General features: G+C 47.1%; 14 protein-coding genes. 11 read left to right on the top strand and 3 right to left on the bottom strand.

The genetic code is table 11. The features are described from left to right. Positions 1-227 precede the first annotated feature (227 nt). The 9 genes from argS (at position 228) to ABW391_RS14925 (ending at position 10,563) form a co-directional block, all read left to right on the top strand. Positions 228-2,072 carry an arginine--tRNA ligase gene (gene argS, locus ABW391_RS14885; RefSeq protein WP_353482680.1) on the top strand — a complete coding sequence of 615 codons (1,845 nt, stop codon included), beginning with the start codon at positions 228-230 and terminating at the stop codon, positions 2,070-2,072. Positions 2,073-2,131: 59 nt separating this feature from the next. Continuing rightward, positions 2,132-3,814: a glutamine--tRNA ligase/YqeY domain fusion protein gene (locus ABW391_RS14890; RefSeq protein ID WP_353482681.1), complete on the top strand. Its 1,683-nt coding sequence runs from the start codon at positions 2,132-2,134 to the stop codon at positions 3,812-3,814. Positions 3,815-3,926: 112 nt separating this feature from the next. Further along, complete coding sequence (locus ABW391_RS14895) at positions 3,927-4,637, top strand: Bax inhibitor-1/YccA family protein (RefSeq protein WP_353482682.1); 711 nt, start codon at positions 3,927-3,929, stop codon at positions 4,635-4,637. 47 nt (positions 4,638-4,684) lie between these two features. After that, positions 4,685-5,242: a bifunctional pyr operon transcriptional regulator/uracil phosphoribosyltransferase PyrR gene (pyrR, locus tag ABW391_RS14900; protein WP_353482683.1), complete on the top strand. Its 558-nt coding sequence runs from the start codon at positions 4,685-4,687 to the stop codon at positions 5,240-5,242. A 9-nt stretch (positions 5,243-5,251) separates the two neighbouring features. After that, positions 5,252-6,187, top strand: a complete 936-nt coding sequence (locus tag ABW391_RS14905) for an aspartate carbamoyltransferase catalytic subunit (protein ID WP_353482684.1) — start codon at positions 5,252-5,254, stop codon at positions 6,185-6,187. Positions 6,188-6,268: 81 nt separating this feature from the next. Next, complete coding sequence (locus ABW391_RS14910) at positions 6,269-7,117, top strand: helix-turn-helix domain-containing protein (protein ID WP_353482685.1); 849 nt, start codon at positions 6,269-6,271, stop codon at positions 7,115-7,117. Between the two features lie 165 nt (positions 7,118-7,282). Next, entirely contained in the window at positions 7,283-7,795 is a 513-nt protein-coding gene (locus ABW391_RS14915; RefSeq protein WP_353482686.1) for a (2Fe-2S)-binding protein, read from the top strand. A gap of 25 nt (positions 7,796-7,820) precedes the next feature. Continuing rightward, on the top strand, positions 7,821-9,977 hold the full coding sequence (locus ABW391_RS14920; protein WP_353482687.1) for a xanthine dehydrogenase family protein molybdopterin-binding subunit: 2,157 nt from the start codon (positions 7,821-7,823) through the stop codon (positions 9,975-9,977). 64 nt (positions 9,978-10,041) lie between these two features. Further along, on the top strand, positions 10,042-10,563 hold the full coding sequence (locus tag ABW391_RS14925; protein ID WP_353482688.1) for a hypothetical protein: 522 nt from the start codon (positions 10,042-10,044) through the stop codon (positions 10,561-10,563). A gap of 55 nt (positions 10,564-10,618) precedes the next feature. On the opposite strand, the gene ABW391_RS14930 is transcribed toward ABW391_RS14925, so the two are convergent. From ABW391_RS14930 to rpmI, 3 genes are all read right to left on the bottom strand, one after another. After that, positions 10,619-12,337, bottom strand: a complete 1,719-nt coding sequence (locus tag ABW391_RS14930; protein ID WP_353482689.1) for a peptidoglycan-binding domain-containing protein — start codon at positions 12,335-12,337, stop codon at positions 10,619-10,621. Between the two features lie 159 nt (positions 12,338-12,496). Next, positions 12,497-12,841 carry a 50S ribosomal protein L20 gene (rplT, locus tag ABW391_RS14935; protein ID WP_353482690.1) on the bottom strand — a complete coding sequence of 115 codons (345 nt, stop codon included), beginning with the start codon at positions 12,839-12,841 and terminating at the stop codon, positions 12,497-12,499. A 92-nt stretch (positions 12,842-12,933) separates the two neighbouring features. Then, positions 12,934-13,131: a 50S ribosomal protein L35 gene (rpmI, locus tag ABW391_RS14940; RefSeq protein WP_353482691.1), complete on the bottom strand. Its 198-nt coding sequence runs from the start codon at positions 13,129-13,131 to the stop codon at positions 12,934-12,936. A gap of 217 nt (positions 13,132-13,348) precedes the next feature. Between rpmI and ABW391_RS14945 the strand changes: the two genes are divergently transcribed. Together ABW391_RS14945 and ABW391_RS14950 are read left to right on the top strand one after the other, a co-directional pair. Beyond that, positions 13,349-16,522 carry an ExeM/NucH family extracellular endonuclease gene (locus ABW391_RS14945; RefSeq protein WP_353482692.1) on the top strand — a complete coding sequence of 1,058 codons (3,174 nt, stop codon included), beginning with the start codon at positions 13,349-13,351 and terminating at the stop codon, positions 16,520-16,522. Between the two features lie 84 nt (positions 16,523-16,606). Next, on the top strand, positions 16,607-17,866 hold the full coding sequence (locus ABW391_RS14950) for an MFS transporter (RefSeq protein WP_353482693.1): 1,260 nt from the start codon (positions 16,607-16,609) through the stop codon (positions 17,864-17,866). The last annotated feature ends 25 nt before the right edge of the window (positions 17,867-17,891 follow it).

The raw sequence follows: 17,891 nt of genomic DNA on the forward strand, positions 1-17,891 counted from the left end.
CCCTACGTGGTCGACCCTACGTGGTCGACCCCCTACGTGGTCGACCAAAGAGCCCACGAAGTGGGCGAAGGGCGATCACGTAGGATCGCCCCAACGGATCGCCCCAACAAATAACACCATCTTGAAGAAATGCGCTACCCCGACGATCCCCCCGAAGATTTTTTTCTTACTTTTGCCACCCAGATTTCAATTTACGTTTCAACATACATTTCAACATACCCGGACAAATGAATATTGTCAGTATCATTCAACAGGGAGTCATTCAGGGCGCCTTGAAGTTGTACAACCTGGAAATCAACGCCGAAGACGTTCCATTGAGTACCACGCGCAAAGAATTTGAAGGCGATTATACCCTGGTTGTTTTTCCTTTTACCAAATACGTCAAGAAGAATCCGGAAGCCATCGGCAACGAGCTCGGCGCCTTTGTCGTCGAACACGTTCAATACATCAAGGCTTACAATGTCATCAAGGGCTTTTTGAACCTGGTGGTAGACGATCAGTACTGGCACGATTTTCTACAAGACATTTACGACAATCCTCAATACGGCACCCAACCTGCCAATGGCCGCAAGGTCATGGTGGAATACTGCTCGCCCAATACCAATAAACCCCTGCACCTTGGCCACATCCGCAACATCCTGTTGGGCTGGTCGGTCAGTAAAATTTATGCAGCAGCGGGATACGAGGTAGTGCGGGTTCAGATCATCAACGACCGGGGCATTGCCATCTGCAAGAGCATGCTGGCCTGGCTTAAATTTGGAGAAGGTGCAACGCCAGAATCCACCCAAACCAAAAGCGACCATTTTGTAGGCGCTTACTACGTGCTTTTTGAGAAGAAATTCCAGGAAGAATACAAAGCCTGGCAGCAAAGTGAAGCGGGAATAGCCCTGCTTGAAGAGAAGAAAAAAGAAGGCCAAACGCCCGAAGAATTTTTCAAAGCCTACAAAGACCAGTATTTCAACTTGTACAGTGACCTGGGCAAAGAAGCCCGCACCATGCTGCTGGCCTGGGAAGCCAACGATCCCGCCACCATCGAGCTTTGGAAGAAAATGAACGGCTGGGTGTACGCCGGATTTGATTCTACTTTTGACAAACTCGGCGTCAGTTTCGACAAGTTGTACTACGAATCCAACACTTACCTGCTGGGTCGCGAAACGGTAGATCAAGGCTTGGATTCAGGTGTGTTTTATCGCCTGGAAGATGGCTCGGTCTGGATTGATCTGGAAGATGTCAAACTCGACAAGAAATTGGTGCTGCGTAAAGATGGCACCTCGGTATACATCACCCAGGACATTGGTACCGCACAAGTGCGCTACCAGGATTTTGGTGCTGAAAAAATGATTTACGTCGTAGCCGACGAGCAGAACTACCACTTTCAGGTGCTTTTTGAAATCATGAAGCGCCTGGGAGAGCCTTACGCTGCGGGATTGTACCACCTTTCTTACGGCATGGTGGATTTGCCGACCGGCAAAATGAAATCGCGCGAAGGAACCGTTGTAGACGCCGACGACCTGATCGATGAAGTAGTAAATGAAGCCTGGGAAAACAGCAAAGAACGCGGCTCACTGGCCGATTTGACACCCGAAGCGCAACAGGAGGTCATCCGCAAAATTGGAGTGGCTGCCCTGAAGTTTTTCATTGTCAAAGTGCATCCCAAGAAGCGCATGATTTTTGACCCCAAAGAATCGGTTGACTTGCAGGGGCAGACCGGGCCATACGTGCAAAACGCTTTCGTGCGCTGTAGTTCCATGCTCAACAAAGCTGGAAATCCAGACCTTAGCGCAGCCAAAGATTACCAGACCCTGGAAACAGCAGAAAAGGACATCATTGCCCAATTGTACTCGTTTCCGGAGATCATCGTCCAAGCAGCAGAGGGCTACGACCCCTCGATGGTTGCCATGTATTGCTATGAATTGGCCAAGGCGTTTCACCGTTTTTGGCACGATTACCGCATTTTGCAGGCCGAAACCGAAGCTGCCAAAGCCTTCCGCATCCAATTGTCGATGGCCGTGCGCAATGCCTTGCGAACTGGTCTTGACTTATTGGGCATCGAAACACCAGAAAGAATGTAAACAGAAAGGATGTAACCCGAGCCGAAACATTCAACCCTTCAACTTTTCAACTATAAATAATGAGTGCCGAGAATCAATTGCACGAAAAAGAAGAACGATCACTCAATTTTATTGAGCAAATCATTGAAGAAGACATCGCCAACGGCAAGCACGGAGGACGGATTCACACCCGTTTCCCACCCGAGCCCAACGGCTATCTGCATATCGGCCACGCCAAGGCCATCACGGTCAATTTCGGCATCGCCCAACGGTTTAAAGGCAAATTCAACCTGCGTTTTGACGATACCAACCCGGTTACAGAAGACGTAGAATACGTCGACAGCATTCGCGCCGACGTGCGTTGGTTGGGTGCCGAATGGGACAACGAGTGCTATGCTTCTGACTATTTTCCGCAGCTGTATACTTTTGCGGTTGCGCTGATCCAGAAAGGGCTGGCCTACGTAGACGACTCTACCAAGGAAGAAATTGAAGCACTGAAAGGCAATCCAATCGTGCCGGGGCAAGCAAGTCCATACAGAGATCGCAGCGTCGAAGAAAACTTGGACTTGTTTGAGCAGATGAAAAACGGCGCTTTCCCGGATGGCGCCAAAGTGTTGCGGGTAAAAGGAGACTTGAGCTCGCCGAACATGCACATGCGGGATCCTATCATTTACCGCATCAAACATGCTCACCACCACCGTACGGGAGATCAATGGTGCATTTACCCAATGTACGATTTTGCGCATGGGCAAAGCGATTCCATCGAAGGCATTACGCATTCCTTGTGTTCGCTGGAGTTCATTCACCACCGCCCTTTGTACGAGTGGTTTATTGAGCAACTGGAAATTTTTCCGAGTCGCCAAATCGAGTTTGCCCGCATGAATGTGGCCTACCTGATCACCAGCAAGCGCAAATTACTCAAGTTGGTCACCGAAGGCCATGTCACCGGATGGGACGACCCCCGCATGCCCACCATCTCAGGAATGCGCCGCCGCGGTTATCCAGCTCTAGGCATCATCAACTTCTGCGAACGCGCAGGAGTGGCCAAGCGTGACAATACCATAGAATACGGCTTACTGGAATTCTCGATCCGCGAAATCCTGAACCAAACTGCAACGCGCGCCATGGCGGTACTCGATCCTTTGAAAGTAGTGATCACCAACTATCCCGAAGGGCAAGTAGAGCAAATGGAACTCGAAAACAACCCGGAAGATCCCAATGCTGGAAACCGGATGATTCCTTTCTCTCGCGAAATCTACATCGAGCAGGAAGACTTTATGGAGGATGCCCCCAAGAAGTTTTTCCGCCTCGCTCCCGGAGCAATGGTGCGCCTGAAAGGGGCTTACATCATTCAGTGCGATGCGGTACAAAAAGACCCTGCAACTGGCCAAATTACGGAATTGCACTGCACCTATTTCCCTGAAAGCCGCTCAGGTTCAGATACTTCTGGCCTCAAGGCCAAGGGCGTATTGCATTGGGTATCGGCTGCACAGGCCATTGAAGCTGAAGTGCGCATGTACGATAAACTGTTTACAGATCCAGAACCCACCAATCACGAAGACCGCGATTACCTGGAATTCATCAATCCTGATTCGCTGAAGGTAATTGCCAATGCCAAATTGGAGCCCAGTCTGGCCGAGGCCAAAGCTGGCGATAGCTTCCAGTTTTTGCGCATGGGTTATTTCTGTGCCGATCAGGAAACAGTTTCGGGCAAACCCGTGTTTAATTTGACCGTGGGATTGAAGGATGGGTACAAGCCCTAGTCTATAAGTTTTGGGTTCAAAACTTTAAAACTTGCACGGAACAAAAACTATCCTTAATCTTGTTTATACTATCGGATTCATTTGTTTAACTTTCTAACAAAACCCAATTAAAATGAATGAACGTTCTTTTGTAGGAAATCAAAGACAAGCAGATATTGAAGCAGAACAGGCCAGGTTTATTACCAAGGTGTTCGGTTGGATGGCTTTTGCCTTGGCCATTACGGGAGGAGTAGCTTTTTTGGTGGCCAGTTCTCCTGCCTTGCTCCAATTTATTTTTGGAAACCGTTTCGTCTTTTTCGGACTGATCATCGGTGAATTGATCATGGTAGGGTACCTATCTGCAGCAGTACGTCGCATGTCGGCAGCTACGGCTACCATGGTGTTTTTGCTGTACGCCATGCTGAATGGCCTCACGCTGTCTTTTATTTTCCTGGTGTATACCGCTACTTCCATCACGGGCACTTTCCTGATCACTGCAGGTACTTTTGCGGCCATGAGCGCCTATGGCTATTTTACCAAAAATGACCTCACCAAAGCGGGAAGTTTGCTCTTTATGGCCCTGATTGGTCTGGTGATTGCTTCAGCGGTGAATATCTTTTTGCGCAGTCCAATGATGTACTGGATCATCACTTATGCAGGCATCCTCATTTTTGTAGGACTTACTGCATACGATACCCAGAAGATCAAGGAAATGAACATCATCGGCAACGAAGGTACTGAAGAAGACCATAAGGAAGCCATCATGGGCGCATTGACGCTGTATCTGGACTTTATTAATTTGTTCTTGTATTTGCTCCGTTTGTTCGGACGTTCGAACGATTAATTGGTAGGAAGAATGGCTGAACAGCCATTCTTCCTACACCTTACCATATGGAAAAGCAACGCATCATCATCGGCTCCGAGCGATTTGCCTTGACCATTGATCGGCTCTGCCATCAATTGGTAGAAGAGTTCGATGATTTTACTGGAACCTGTATCATTGGCATTCAGCCCCGCGGGGTTCCCTTGTCGGAACGCATTTACCGCCACCTCATCGAAGACCTCAATATTCCCCATATCGATTATGGCAAACTGGACATTACCTTTTATCGCGACGATTTCCGTCGGGTGGGGGCTTCCATTCATGCCAGCGTAACCGACATTGATTTTTTGGTGGAAGGGAAAAAGGTCATTCTGGTAGATGATGTATTGTACACTGGACGTACTGTGCAGGCCGCTTTGACTGCCCTTAATCATTACGGGAGACCTGATAAAGTAGAGTTGCTGACTCTGGTAGATCGTCGTTTCAACCGGGAATTGCCCATTCGCTCCACTTTTACGGGCATCAAAGTAGATGCAGTGGACGAGGCTTACGTCAAAGTGGAATGGGCGCATACCCACGGTGAAGACCGCGTGATTTTATTTTCTGACAAAAAAGAGGCACAATAAAACGGGACAATGGCAAGTGCGAACCAACAACTGAGTAGCAAACACCTTCTTGGAATCAAAGACCTCAGCACCGAGGACATCAAACTCATTTTTCATACGGCGGTCAATTTTAAAGAAGTCATCAATCGTCCCATCAAAAAAGTGCCTTCTTTGCGCGACATTACCATTGCCAACCTATTTTTTGAAGATTCTACCCGCACCAGGGTCTCGTTTGAATTGGCTGAAAAACGCCTTTCGGCAGATACCATCAACTTTTCCGCATCTTCTTCTTCCGTCAAAAAAGGAGAAACCCTCCTGGATACCGTCAACAACATTTTGTCCATGAAAGTGGACATGGTGGTGATGCGCCATCCCGCTCCTGGAGCCTGTCAATTTTTGGCGCAGCACATCGATGCCAATATCATCAACGCTGGCGATGGCACCCATGAACACCCTACCCAGGCCTTGTTGGATGCCTTTTCTATGCAAGAGCAACTCGGCGATCTGGAAGGTAAAAACGTAGCTATTTTTGGAGACATCCTCCATTCAAGGGTAGCGTTGAGCAACATCTTTTGTCTACAAAAACTCGGCGCCAAAGTACGCGTATGTGGGCCACCAACCTTGATGCCCAAATTCATCCACAAATTAGGTGTAGGCGTCAGCTACAATGTGCGCGAAACCCTGCAATGGTGCGACGTGGCCAACATTTTACGCATCCAATTGGAACGCCAAAACATCAAGTATTTCCCAACCTTGCGGGAGTATTCCCAATACTTCGGCATCAATCGCCAATTGCTGGATTCCTTGGATAAAAAAATTGTGATTATGCACCCTGGCCCCATCAATCGGGGCGTGGAAATCACCAGCGATGTGGCCGATTCAGATCACTCCATCATTTTGCAACAAGTTGAAAATGGTGTTGCTATAAGGATGGCGGTGCTGTTTTTGCTGGCAGCAAAAGGGTAAGTTATTCCAAGGATCTCCACTTCCATTGACTTCATTTTGCATAAAATGGCCATAAAAAGCTATTTTTAAACAAAAAATCCAATGAAGATCAAATTCGAAGACATTCGGCCAGATTCCGATAGCTCTTTCCGAATTTTGCTGACTCCACGGTTGCAGAATACCTTTCTATGGCATTACCATCCTGAATACGAATTGGTATACATAGACGGTGCCAATGGAACCCGGCACATCGGCAATCACCTCTCGCGTTACGAGGGCAGTGACCTGGTTTTTATTGGCCCCAATGTCCCTCATTTGAATTTTGATTACGGTGTACAGACAGAGCACCAAAAAGTAGTGGTACAACTCAAAGAAAATTTTTTGGGAGAAGGGTTTTTCAACGCGCCAGAATTGAGTCAAGTGCGTGAATTGTTTGAGCGGGGTAGGGAAGGGGTATCTTTTTTTGGAGAAACCAAAGTCAACATTGGCCGTCGACTCAAGCGCTTAAATGAGCTCCACCATTTTCAGCAACTGATGGAGTTATTGGATATTTTTCAGACTTTGGCCACCAGTTCTGAAGCACAAGCCTTAGGCGCATCGCCTGTTCAACTCGAACATTCATTTGCAGAACAACAACGCTTGCAAAAGATCTACCATTTTGTTGAGGTGCATTACCGCGAGCAAATCCGCATGGAGGAAATTGTGGCATTGTCTAATCTGTCTCATGCCGCTTTTTGCCGCTATTTCAAACGCATGACGGGTATGACCTTCACCGTCTTTTTGAACCAATACCGCATCAATCAGGCTAAAAGACTATTGCTACAGCAATACAATGTATCAGAATCCTGCTATGAAAGCGGGTTTGAAAACCTGTCTCATTTCAATAAGACCTTCAAAAAAATTGCCGGAGAAAACCCCAAGGATTTTAGGAAACGACACTTGCAGGCGTAATATTTAAAGTAAATAAGACGCAAATTCTTCAGCGGAAAGGGTGTGTATAGACATTTACTTTTAACGCAAGTTAAATTGTTTTGCTGATTTTTGCCAGTAGAAATTTGTATCTTTAAGATGTTTTTCCAAGGAATATATCTAGAAAAGTCCTAAAATTCATCACATATGGCTGTGTTTAACCTAAATGTCAATGGAAAAAAAGTGACAGTTGATGTAGAACCGGATATGCCCTTGCTGTGGGTCATCCGCGATTTTGCTGGGCTGAAAGGCACCAAATTTGGTTGTGGTATGGCACTTTGCGGCGCTTGTACTGTTCACCTCAATGGCCAACCCATTCGTTCCTGCCAAACTCCTGTCTCTTCAGTGGCCAAAAGCGCCAAAATCACCACCATCGAAGGCATCTCCGATGGCAACCAACTACACGCGGTACAACAAGCCTGGGTAGAGGAGCAAGTTCCGCAATGCGGATACTGCCAGTCTGGCCAGATCATGTCGGCAGTAGCGCTGCTCAAAACCACCCCAAACCCTACTGATCAGGACATCGATACGGCCATGAGCGGCAATCTTTGCCGCTGTGGAACCTACGACCGCATCCGCAAAGCCATTCACCGCGCAGCTGATCTGTCCAAAACAAGCAGCAATGCCATGCCCAAAGCAGGAAAAGTAAGCGGCAATTAATTCCTCACCCTCAATTCGATTTAACATGACACCCAATTCCAATAGTCGTCGCGAATTTTTGAGGCTAAGCAGCTTGTCCGGTTTGGGCTTGATGCTCGGGGTCTCAAGTTTCGCCAAAAATGCCTCGCTGGTCAAACTCAGCGCAGAGGCCATTCAACTCGAAATCAACCCGTTTATCATCATCGATAACCTGGGCAACATTACCCTGGTCAATCCCCGCCCGGATATGGGGCAGGGTTCTACCCAGGCCGTACCTTCCTTGCTGGCAGAAGAACTGGAAGTAAGTTTGGAAAAAGTCAAACTCATCCAGTCCGATGGCAAATCCAAATACGGCAGCCAGCTTTCTGGTGGCAGCAGTAGCGTACGCGAACTTTGGGAGCCTCTCCGCAAAGCGGGTGCAGCCGCTCGTGAAATGCTTACCGAAACCGCCGCCAAACGTTGGGGGGTGCCGGTAGCCAATTGTTATGCCCAGGATGGCCGCATTTTGCAGCGCAATTCTGACAAGAGTTTTTCTTATGGCGAATTGGCCGATGAAGCCGCCAAACTTCCTGTGCCTGCTAATCCAAAGCTCAAAGATCCTAAAGATTTCAAAATCATTGGCAAAAACAAGCCTCGCCTCGATGTGCCTGCGCGCGTAACCGGTAAAGCTGTGTTTGGTCTCGATGTAGAATTGCCAGGCATGGTTTATGCCGCCATGCTCCATGCTCCAGCCATTCACAGCAAGGTTCTTGCAATTGATGACAGTGCTGCCCTGAAAATTCCAGGAGTAATCAAAGTGATGAAAGCTGAACGGGCAATGCCCCACCGTACCTCTGAAGCGGTAGCGGTAATTGCCACCAATTGGTGGGCTGCCCTGAAAGGCAAAAAAGCCCTCAATGTGACCTGGGACAGTGCTGGTCTGGACAAAATGACTACCGCAGATTATTACGCCAGAAGCTACGAAGCCGCCAAAGCAGAAGGCATCAATTTTGAAGAAAAAGGCGACATCGATCAGGCATTGGCACATTCCGGCAAGACAATCGAAGCCATTTACGAAACACCCTTTTTGGCACATGCTCCGCTTGAACCAGAAAATGCTTTGGTGCACGTGAAAGACAATGGCGAGGTAGATGTATGGGCTCCGGTGCAAGGCCCCGATCAAGCTTTGGGAAGTGTGGCCGATTACTTGAAAGTAAAGCCAGAAAAGGTCAAAATCAATGTGACGCTGTTGGGCGGCGCTTTTGGTCGCAAAGCTTACCTCGATTTTGTACTCGAAGCATGCTTTTTGTCCAAAGAACTGAAAAAGCCGGTCAAGCTGATCTGGACGCGCGAAGACGACATCACCCAAGGCCCCTATCGCCCAGGTATGTTGAGCGCAATGAAAGGAGCCGTGAATGGTAAGAAAATCGCGGCTTTCCACCACCATGCCATCGGAGAATCCATCAAAGGACAAGTCTTCAAATTTCTTCAAGACCACGAAGTAGACGATTGGGTTACAGGCGAATTGAGCGCCGAAAACCACAAATACGACATTCCTACCTGGAAACTGAGCTGGACGAATGTTAAAACCGACATTCCGATTGTTTGGTGGCGCTCGGTTTATGCTTCCAACTTTGCCTTTGGCCAGGAGTGCTTCATGGATGAATTGGCCATTGCAGCAGGAGTGGATCCCATTGCGGCACGGATGGACATATTGAAAGACGACCGCTTCAAAAAAGTGCTGGAAGTATTGTCTGAAAAAGCCAATTGGAAAGAAAAACTCCCTGCTGGACAAGGCAAGGGTGTGGCCATTTTCAAGAGCTTTGACAGCATCAGTGCCTGTTGTGTAACGGTGTCCAAACAAGCCAGTGGCGGCGTCAAGATAGAAAAAGTGGTTTCGGTGATCGATTGTGGTTGGTATGTCAATCCTGACAACGTCAAGGCGCAAACCGAAGGCAACATCGTAATGGGACTTACTGCTGCGGTAAAGCCTGGCATCACCTTTGTCAATGGCATGGCCGAGCAAAGCAATTACCACAACTACCCCATCATGCGCATCAACGAAGCGCCAAAGATGGAAATCCACATTGTAGACAGTGGCGAAAAACCAGGTGGAGTAGGGGAACCCGGACTTCCTCCTGTAGCACCTGCCTTGGCCAATGCCATATTTGCGGCAACGGGCAAGCGTTTTCGCAAACTACCGATTGATTTGAACGAAGCGTAGAACTATCATTCCGCTGGCTTGGAACTCAGTCCTGAGCCAGCGGATACTTTTTGATTCTATTGTAATGAAAAAACGTTATCCACGCACTTTATCTTCTGGCGCCAACAATACGGTGATCGCCATTTCTGAAACCGAAGCGGGCAAACTCTTTCGGGAGGACACCCGGTCTGACATCGGATCAGAGGCTGATAAAATGAAATTTGCCAATCGAATCAATGATCTGGTGGTAAAATTCATTCGCCTGGAAGAATTTGCCGAAAATTCCGAAATGTTGGTGATGGAACGTTTGTATCCCTTTGATTTTCGGGCGTTTGAATACGAAAGAAGAGAATTGTTTTTGGATGTTTTTGAGGATGAATTGCATCAGTTGCACCGTGAAGGTTTTGTTCATCGAGATTTGCGCCGGCCTTCCGATATGCCAGGTCTAACTTTTGACAATATTTTTCTGACTCAAACCGGAATCCGCTTGATTGACGTAGGCATATCTGCGTTGCAGCAACAAGTTGGACAAAAATTGTTCACCCGTTTTGTGGAACAAGAATTGCTGGAATTGGAAGCATTCAAAGCTTTTTTCTTGTCCAGATGATTTAAATTCATCAACATATTCTACAATACGCCGCTGTCATACAAATCCTTGTGTCTTATTCCCTCTCATTCTCCATATCTGGAAATTCCGCAGGCTCATAAAATACTGGCGGCAAAACCGACTTATCAGCTATTCTTCTGGAATCATATGCTACTACAGAGCGGTTGGACAATTGAAATGATCCTCTTGCTTCGGATAACTTTCCTGCCTGTACATCGGCATAAATGGCAGCGGCCCGTTCTCTTGATTTACTCATGGGCAGAATGCTTCCATCTGTATAGCCCTGGCGTACATTTAGATATGCCTGGATCAAATCCTTCTCGTTTTGATCTGTATACATACTTGGATTAGAAAGACCCGTTTGTTGCATGGCCAATTCCACACAGGGCTTAATCCAGGCTGGACGGTTTACGTGGTTGTCCAACAAAAGGGCTACACCATAAGCCGAAGTAATTACCGTATTAAGTGGATTCCCAAATACCGCGTAACTGGGTTTCCAGTAAAAATTTTTCAAGCGATCCAGGGCGTGTTCAATTTGTACGGCTTGAAAATCAGGTTCTTGCAATGCTCTCCAAAAGCGGAATCCCCAGGCTGGATCCCGGAATTGCTCCTTGGCCTGAGGGGAATTCACCGTAAACCCATTCAGCGTAAGAAACCCATAAGTCGTATTGGTGTCTTTACTTACATCCAAACCAATGTTGCCAAAATGTTTGCGGTAAGTATCCGAAAACTGATCCCGAAATTTCTTCAACAAAGCAGCCAATTCGCCCGCTTTGTCGTCTCTGCCCAAGGTCCACTGGTAAGTGCCGATACTCAAGATGCCTTTGTCGTAGGTATTGATGGCGTCCATTTTGCCTTCGTTTTTGGCAATGGATTCCATGACTTGGAGCGCAGAATAGGTCAAATCCAGTTCCACCAGGCGCTCTTTGTTTTGTTCCACAAAATTGACCAAACCATTGAATCCTGGAGTCGATACACCAACCGGCTGGTGCTTGCGGAATTGAATTTGACGGGTGCCGTCAGAAACAACGATGGTACCTCCTAAATCATTAATTTGTAGGCCATTGCCTAAAGCAGGGTTGGTGTTATTTCCCGGATTGGTGCCAATTGGAGGGGTATATGGAGGTGGGTTGGTATAGCCATTATTTCCATTGTTGTTATTTCCAGGATTGTTTCCATTGTTGTTTGGCCAGGAGTTGTTGCCTGTTGTAGGGGGATTATTGGTGATTTTGCGCAAGCCATCCCCGTACAGTTGGTAAAGGTCGGCCAGAATGGCTTTGGCCAGGGTTTCGGTGAGTTGATACCCATCCGCGCTTAAGCCCTTGCGCATAGCAAAATTGCGCAGTGCTTCTTGGGTAGAAATTCCAGTTATGCTCAAGGTATCCAATAAAGATTTTAGCTCCTGGTTATTGCGGTCGTTGGGATTCTGGATGTTGATCTGAGAATACTGATTGCTGGCAATGATGTTTTCCAATATTTTTATACCCGATAAGCCATCATGGCGATCAACCATGGTCGCCCCCAAAAAAGGAGTAATTGCCCTTCCGGTAGAATCGAGCCGATTGCGTCGGGCAAAACTCACCACTGCTTTTACAACTTCTTCTCCAAAATAATCAGTAGAGGCATTTGGATTGCTGTTTAATTCGGGTGAAAACCCTAGCTCTTTCAACATATCGCGAAATTCAAGCACGTATTGGTTGCGTGCATTTGCACTCAAAAACTTGCTGATGGAGTTGGTGCGGAGCAAGTCGCGGATCGCTTCAATGTTGGCCATGTGATGAGGGTTTAAACATTTCAAAACACACTAAACGTTCAGTTTGTCTAGATCAAGTATAAAAATGAGCTTTTTTTTCATAAAAACAAAACGCGGCAACAATTGATTACCAATTGTTGCCGCGTTGGAATGCTCCCAAGACAATTGTCAAGGGTTATGTTAACGTACAGACTCCACGATGGTCTTGAAGGTATCGGCATGGTTGAGTGCCAAATCCGCCAAAACTTTACGGTTCAACTGTACATCATTATTGGCCAAATGGTGCATCAAGCGAGAATAGGACACGCCATACTGACGGGCACCTGCATTGATACGAGCAATCCATAGACGGCGATAAGCACGTTTTTTGGCTTTGCGGTGGGTGTAGGCATAACCCATTGCCTTATCTAAGGCGTTTTTGGCTACGGTCAACACTTTGGAGCGAGCACCAAAGAAACCGCGCGCACCTTTCAACACTTTCTTGCGGCGAGCCCTGGAGGCTACCGCATTTACGGAACGAGGCATATTAATTTTTTTTAGTACAATACAGAGATCACGCGCTGGGTGATGCTTATTCCTGTATTCTCGTTAAAAAAGATCGCGGAAAAAATCCGAGATTAAGCTTTGCAGAGCATGCGCAATACGCGCTTTTCTTCTGCGTCACATACAAGGGCGGAATCGCGGTGGGCCAACTTTGAGCGCTTGCTCTTATTGCGCATTAAGTGCGAAGTGTTGGCTTGAAAACGCTTCACCTTGCCTGATCCAGTCACCTTGAAACGCTTCTTGGCGCTGGAATGAGTTTTCATTTTTGGCATGGTCTTTCAAATTTTACGAACGAGGTGCAAATGTAGGAATTAGCGGCAAATTTATCTAGCTTTTGCTGAAAAAAATTTAATAATGAATTGGTTTTCGAAAAAACAGCTACTTGCCAACATAAGCTCAGTATTAATTTTGTTAAACGAAAGAACTTCTGCATTGGGAAATCAGCTAAAGCGTTCAAAGAAAATTTACATTTGTACAAACATTATTCCCATGAATCGACTCGCTAAAATAATAGTACAAAACCTGGGTTTATTTTTGATTTTTTTCAATTTCATCCAGATCCATTCTTCCGCCCAACCTTCCGAATTGTTCATTTCAGAATACATTGAAGGTTCCACCACCAACAAAGCGCTCGAAATATTCAATGGCACAGGTAGTACTCTCAATTTGAATGCCTACGTATTGCAAGTTTACCTGAATGGATCGACTTCACCTACTTCATCACTGGCTTTATTTGGATCCTTACCCACGGGCAAAGTCTTCGTAATTGGCCGCACCGACGCCGATCGCGCCATTATTAATGTCATGGACATTGGTTCCAATGGATTGATGAATTTTGATGGAAACGATGCAATTGTATTGCGCAAGGGAGGCGCTACTGGCCAAATTGTAGATATCATCGGCCAAATTGGAGTCGATCCAGGCATTGGATGGAGTAATAAAGATGTTTCAACCAATGATCGTACCCTACGCCGCCGCAAAGACATCTGTAAAGGAGATACAGATGGCAGCAATGCTTTTGATCCTGCTGCTGAATGGGAAGTTTTTGCCGTTAATGCTTTTGATGGATTGGGCAAACATGCCGTAATATGTGGACAAACCGACTTGGAACCGCAAATTTTGAGCGTACTACCATCCAAAGCAGCATCCGGGATTGCCATAAATGCCAATATCGTCATAGAATTTAGTGAACCAGTAATTTTGAATGGAGATTGGATACAAATCATAGGTTCTAGTAGTGGTTCGTACACTCTTTCCAATGCACGCATCAGCATTTCAAATGCTGGAAACACCTATACCCTTGACCCCAAAACCAGCTTCATTGCCGGAGAAGTCATTACCGTACAAATTCTGGCCAAACAAGTGCAAGACCAGGATGCCAATGATCCTCCGGATAACCTGAGTACGGATTATTCTACTTTCTTTACCGTCATCAGCACCACTATCTGCAATACCCCCGCTACCAGAATTTCAGCTATTCAAGGACTGGGCGCAAGCTCTCTGTTGATTGGTCAAATTGTGGATGTTGAAGCGATCGCAACGGGTGATTTTAAGGATGCTGAAATTGGCAGCTTGCTGGGCTATTTTTTGCAGGAAGAAGAAGTCGACTACGATGAAGATGAACGCAGTTCGGAAGGACTTTTTGTATTTGCCAATACTTTTGGTTCAAAAGTAGCAGTTGGTGATCGCGTCAGAATCAGGGCTCAGGTAGATGAGTTTTTTGGCGCAACGATTTTATCCAAAATCCGGGATGTAAAAGTATGCACCACCAAATTGGATTTGCCTCCTCCAGTTGCAATTACCTTACCTTTGGATTCGGCCACTACCTTGGAAACCCTTGAAAACATGCGGGTCATTTTTCCCCAAAAACTGACCATTGTGAACAATCACGGTTTAGGCGAAACGGGCGATCTCGTGTTGTCCTCCACGGGCATTCAATACCAATATACTGAATTTAATGCACCCAATACTGCTGAATTTACCGCTTATCAGACCCAGAAATATGCAGAGCGCATCCTTCTTGATGATAAATTCAACGGATTATACCATACCCCGGTGTACCACCTGCAAGCCAATGCAGGCAATATGTTGCGCATGGGCAACTCGGTTACTGACTTGAATGGAATCATTGATTACAGCAATAATGGTTTCCGCATTCGTCCTGTCGCTCCGGTTGTTTTTACCAACGAGAATCCACGTCCAGCCCCTCCAAAACTTGCAGGAGAGTTGAAAGTGGCCACATTCAACGTACTCAATTTCTTCAACGGCGATGGCGCTGGTGGAGGCTTTCCGACCAGTAGAGGTGCCTTGAATCTACCTGCTTTTCGCTTGCAATTGCGCAAAATAGTCAAGGCCATCAGTAAGTTAGACGCTGATGTGCTTGGGTTGGAAGAAATTGAAAATGAGATTTTTAGCCCTCTAAGTGGCATGCAGGAATTGGTAGATTCGCTGAATGTAGCCAATGGCGCCGGGACTTATGCATTTGTAAGCACAGGAACAAAATTCGGTGCCGATCAGATTATCGTGGCCATTATTTACAAAAAAGCCAAGGTTTCACCTGTTGGCAATCCGGTATTTTTGAAATCCAACTCCGGTATTTTTCTGCAAAACCGCCTGCCTTTGGCACAAACATTCGTGGATCAACGCGGGGAAAAATTCACCCTTGTAGTCAATCACCTGCGTTCAAAATTGGGTGACGGCACGGGCCTAAATGCCGACATACTAGATGGTCAGGCAGCCTTCAATCAAGTGCGCGTGGATGGCTTGCAGGAAATCCTTACCTGGGCACTGGGTGATCCCACCAATTCCAACGATCCTGACATCGTAATGCTCGGAGATTTCAATGCTTACGAGCAGGAAGACCCCATCCGCCTCATGGAAACTGCTGGATTTGTAAACCTGGTTCCTGCCGGGCAAAGCAAAGACTTTAATGGCTTTCTGGGCGATTTAGACCACATTTTTGCCTCTCCAAGCATGGTAAAACAGTTTTTAGGCGGTGCAAAATGGAACATCAACTCCGTTGAATCACTGAGTCGCTTTGAATACCCTGCCGCAGATCTGCTGCCAGGAACAGCCGATGACCCCATTGGAGATGAGTTTCGCTGCTCGGATCACGACCCGGTTATTGCTGGCTTTACCCTGGGTTTTACCCGCAGCATGATCAATGGAGTGGTTGCTGCCCGTGCGGGGCTACCCCTTTCAAATGTCCGCTTGGTTTTAAGTGGCACTACCACTGCTCAAAATCTCACCCAGGACGATGGGCATTTCACCTTTACCAATCTCGATGCCGGAAACTATACCCTTACCCCGGAATCATTGGACGAGAATGCGGTGGAAGGGATCAGTACTCGCGATTTGATCGCCTTGCAGCGGCACATTTTGGGCATTGCTCCGCTTCAAAATCCCTATCAACTGCTGGCCGCAGATGTCAACAACTCAGGGTCGATCACGGCATTGGATCTGGTGCTGATGCGTCGCCTGATTTTGGGATTGGATAAAAATTTCAAAGCCGTACCGAGCTGGCGTTTTGTGGATGGAAGTTATGTTTTCAAAAATCCCCAGAGCCCCTGGAAAGAAGCTTACCCATCGCAAAAAAAATTGGCTGCGTTAAATGGTGCTGCCAAGCTGCGTTTTGTAGGCATAAAAATGGGTGATGTCGAGTAATTTGTTGCTCAAACTTACCGATCAAGTTACAATTGTCCGCAGTATTTTTACCTTTGGTTTTACACTCGAACAAGTAATACATTCATGGCGCAAACCGAACAAAACAGCGCATACGACGTACTCAAAATTCCAGATTTTCGGAAATACCTGCTGGCGCGTACATTTATCACCTTGGGCATCAATATTCTGGGCACTACCGTAGGCTGGCAAGTATATGAGATCACCAAAGATCCATTTTCACTGGGATTGATCGGTTTGGCCGAGTTTTTACCCTTTTTGGTGGTCACCCTGGTGGGAGGCTACATTGCCGATATCTTTGATCGCCGCAAAATCATGTTGACCTGTTTGTCGTTGTATGCCCTTTGCGCAATGACGCTGTATGTGTTGACCCATCAGTACAGCGTAGTTTTTGATTGGCACGGCGCCACTCCGATATTCTTCATCATTGGTTTGACGGGTTTGATCCGAGGCTTTATGAGCCCTGCCCAAACTGCTTTTGCCTCACAATTGGTACCTCCCCAATTGTATGCCAATGCGGCTACCTGGACAACCATGAGTTGGCATCTTTCCTCGATCGGTGGCCCGGCGGTGGGTGGCTTGCTTTGTGCTTTCAGCAAGAGCGCCTGGCCCAGCTACGCATTCACTTCCGTTTTGTCCATTCTGGGGCTGGGACTGATCTTGCTCATTCCCAGTAAGCACGTAGCCAAAGCAGTTGGTGAACGAACTTTGCCAAAAGAAGGATTCTTGGCCAGCGTGCATACTGGATTGGATTTTGTATTCAAAAATCAGGTCATTTTGGGCAGTCTGGCCTTGGATATGTTTGCCGTTTTGTTTGGCGGTGCGGTAGCCCTGTTGCCTGCATTTGCCAAAGAGGTACTCGAAGTTGGCCCAGAAGGCTTTGGTGCACTGCGGGCTGCGCCTGCGCTTGGAGCTTTTATGATGGCCTGGATCCTGGCATACCGCCCACCTACAGCCAATGCTGGACGTTGGTTGTTGGTAGCCGTGGCGGGCTTTGGGGTTTGCACCATCTTATTTGCCCTTTCCAATAATTTTTGGTTTTCCATGTTTATGCTGGCCGGAACCGGTTTTTTTGACAACATCAGCATGGTGATTCGAAGTACAATTGTGCAATTGTATACCCCCAATGAAATGCGCGGTCGCGTATCGGCAGTGAATTCACTATTTGTAGGTTCTTCCAACGAATTGGGCGCTTTTGAATCAGGTTTGGCCGCTAAATTGATGGGACTGGTGCCTTCGGTGGTTTTTGGAGGCGGTATGACCCTGTTGGTCGTACTGGTGGCCTGGTGGCGGGCGCCGAAATTGCGGGATATGGACTTGAGATAAATTGTATTTTACCATTTAAAACCGG

It is taken from the genome of Haliscomenobacter sp., from assembly GCF_040403615.1.
Taxonomy (GTDB): domain Bacteria; phylum Bacteroidota; class Bacteroidia; order Chitinophagales; family Saprospiraceae; genus Haliscomenobacter.

Excerpts from the sequence above, each read along its gene's own strand:
- ABW391_RS14915 (WP_353482686.1), top strand. The coding sequence starts at position 7,283 with ATGGCTGTGTTTAACCTAAATGTCAATGGAAAAAAAGTGACAGTTGAT.
- ABW391_RS14905 (WP_353482684.1), top strand. The coding sequence starts at position 5,252 with ATGGCAAGTGCGAACCAACAACTGAGTAGCAAACACCTTCTTGGAATC.
- ABW391_RS14910 (WP_353482685.1), top strand. The coding sequence starts at position 6,269 with ATGAAGATCAAATTCGAAGACATTCGGCCAGATTCCGATAGCTCTTTC.
- ABW391_RS14930 (WP_353482689.1), bottom strand. The coding sequence starts at position 12,337 with ATGGCCAACATTGAAGCGATCCGCGACTTGCTCCGCACCAACTCCATC.
- ABW391_RS14920 (WP_353482687.1), top strand. The coding sequence starts at position 7,821 with ATGACACCCAATTCCAATAGTCGTCGCGAATTTTTGAGGCTAAGCAGC.
- rpmI (WP_353482691.1), bottom strand. The coding sequence starts at position 13,131 with ATGCCAAAAATGAAAACTCATTCCAGCGCCAAGAAGCGTTTCAAGGTG.
- ABW391_RS14925 (WP_353482688.1), top strand. The coding sequence starts at position 10,042 with ATGAAAAAACGTTATCCACGCACTTTATCTTCTGGCGCCAACAATACG.
- ABW391_RS14945 (WP_353482692.1), top strand. The coding sequence starts at position 13,349 with ATGAATCGACTCGCTAAAATAATAGTACAAAACCTGGGTTTATTTTTG.
- ABW391_RS14895 (WP_353482682.1), top strand. The coding sequence starts at position 3,927 with ATGAATGAACGTTCTTTTGTAGGAAATCAAAGACAAGCAGATATTGAA.
- argS (WP_353482680.1), top strand. The coding sequence starts at position 228 with ATGAATATTGTCAGTATCATTCAACAGGGAGTCATTCAGGGCGCCTTG.
- ABW391_RS14890 (WP_353482681.1), top strand. The coding sequence starts at position 2,132 with ATGAGTGCCGAGAATCAATTGCACGAAAAAGAAGAACGATCACTCAAT.
- pyrR (WP_353482683.1), top strand. The coding sequence starts at position 4,685 with ATGGAAAAGCAACGCATCATCATCGGCTCCGAGCGATTTGCCTTGACC.
- ABW391_RS14950 (WP_353482693.1), top strand. The coding sequence starts at position 16,607 with ATGGCGCAAACCGAACAAAACAGCGCATACGACGTACTCAAAATTCCA.
- rplT (WP_353482690.1), bottom strand. The coding sequence starts at position 12,841 with ATGCCTCGTTCCGTAAATGCGGTAGCCTCCAGGGCTCGCCGCAAGAAA.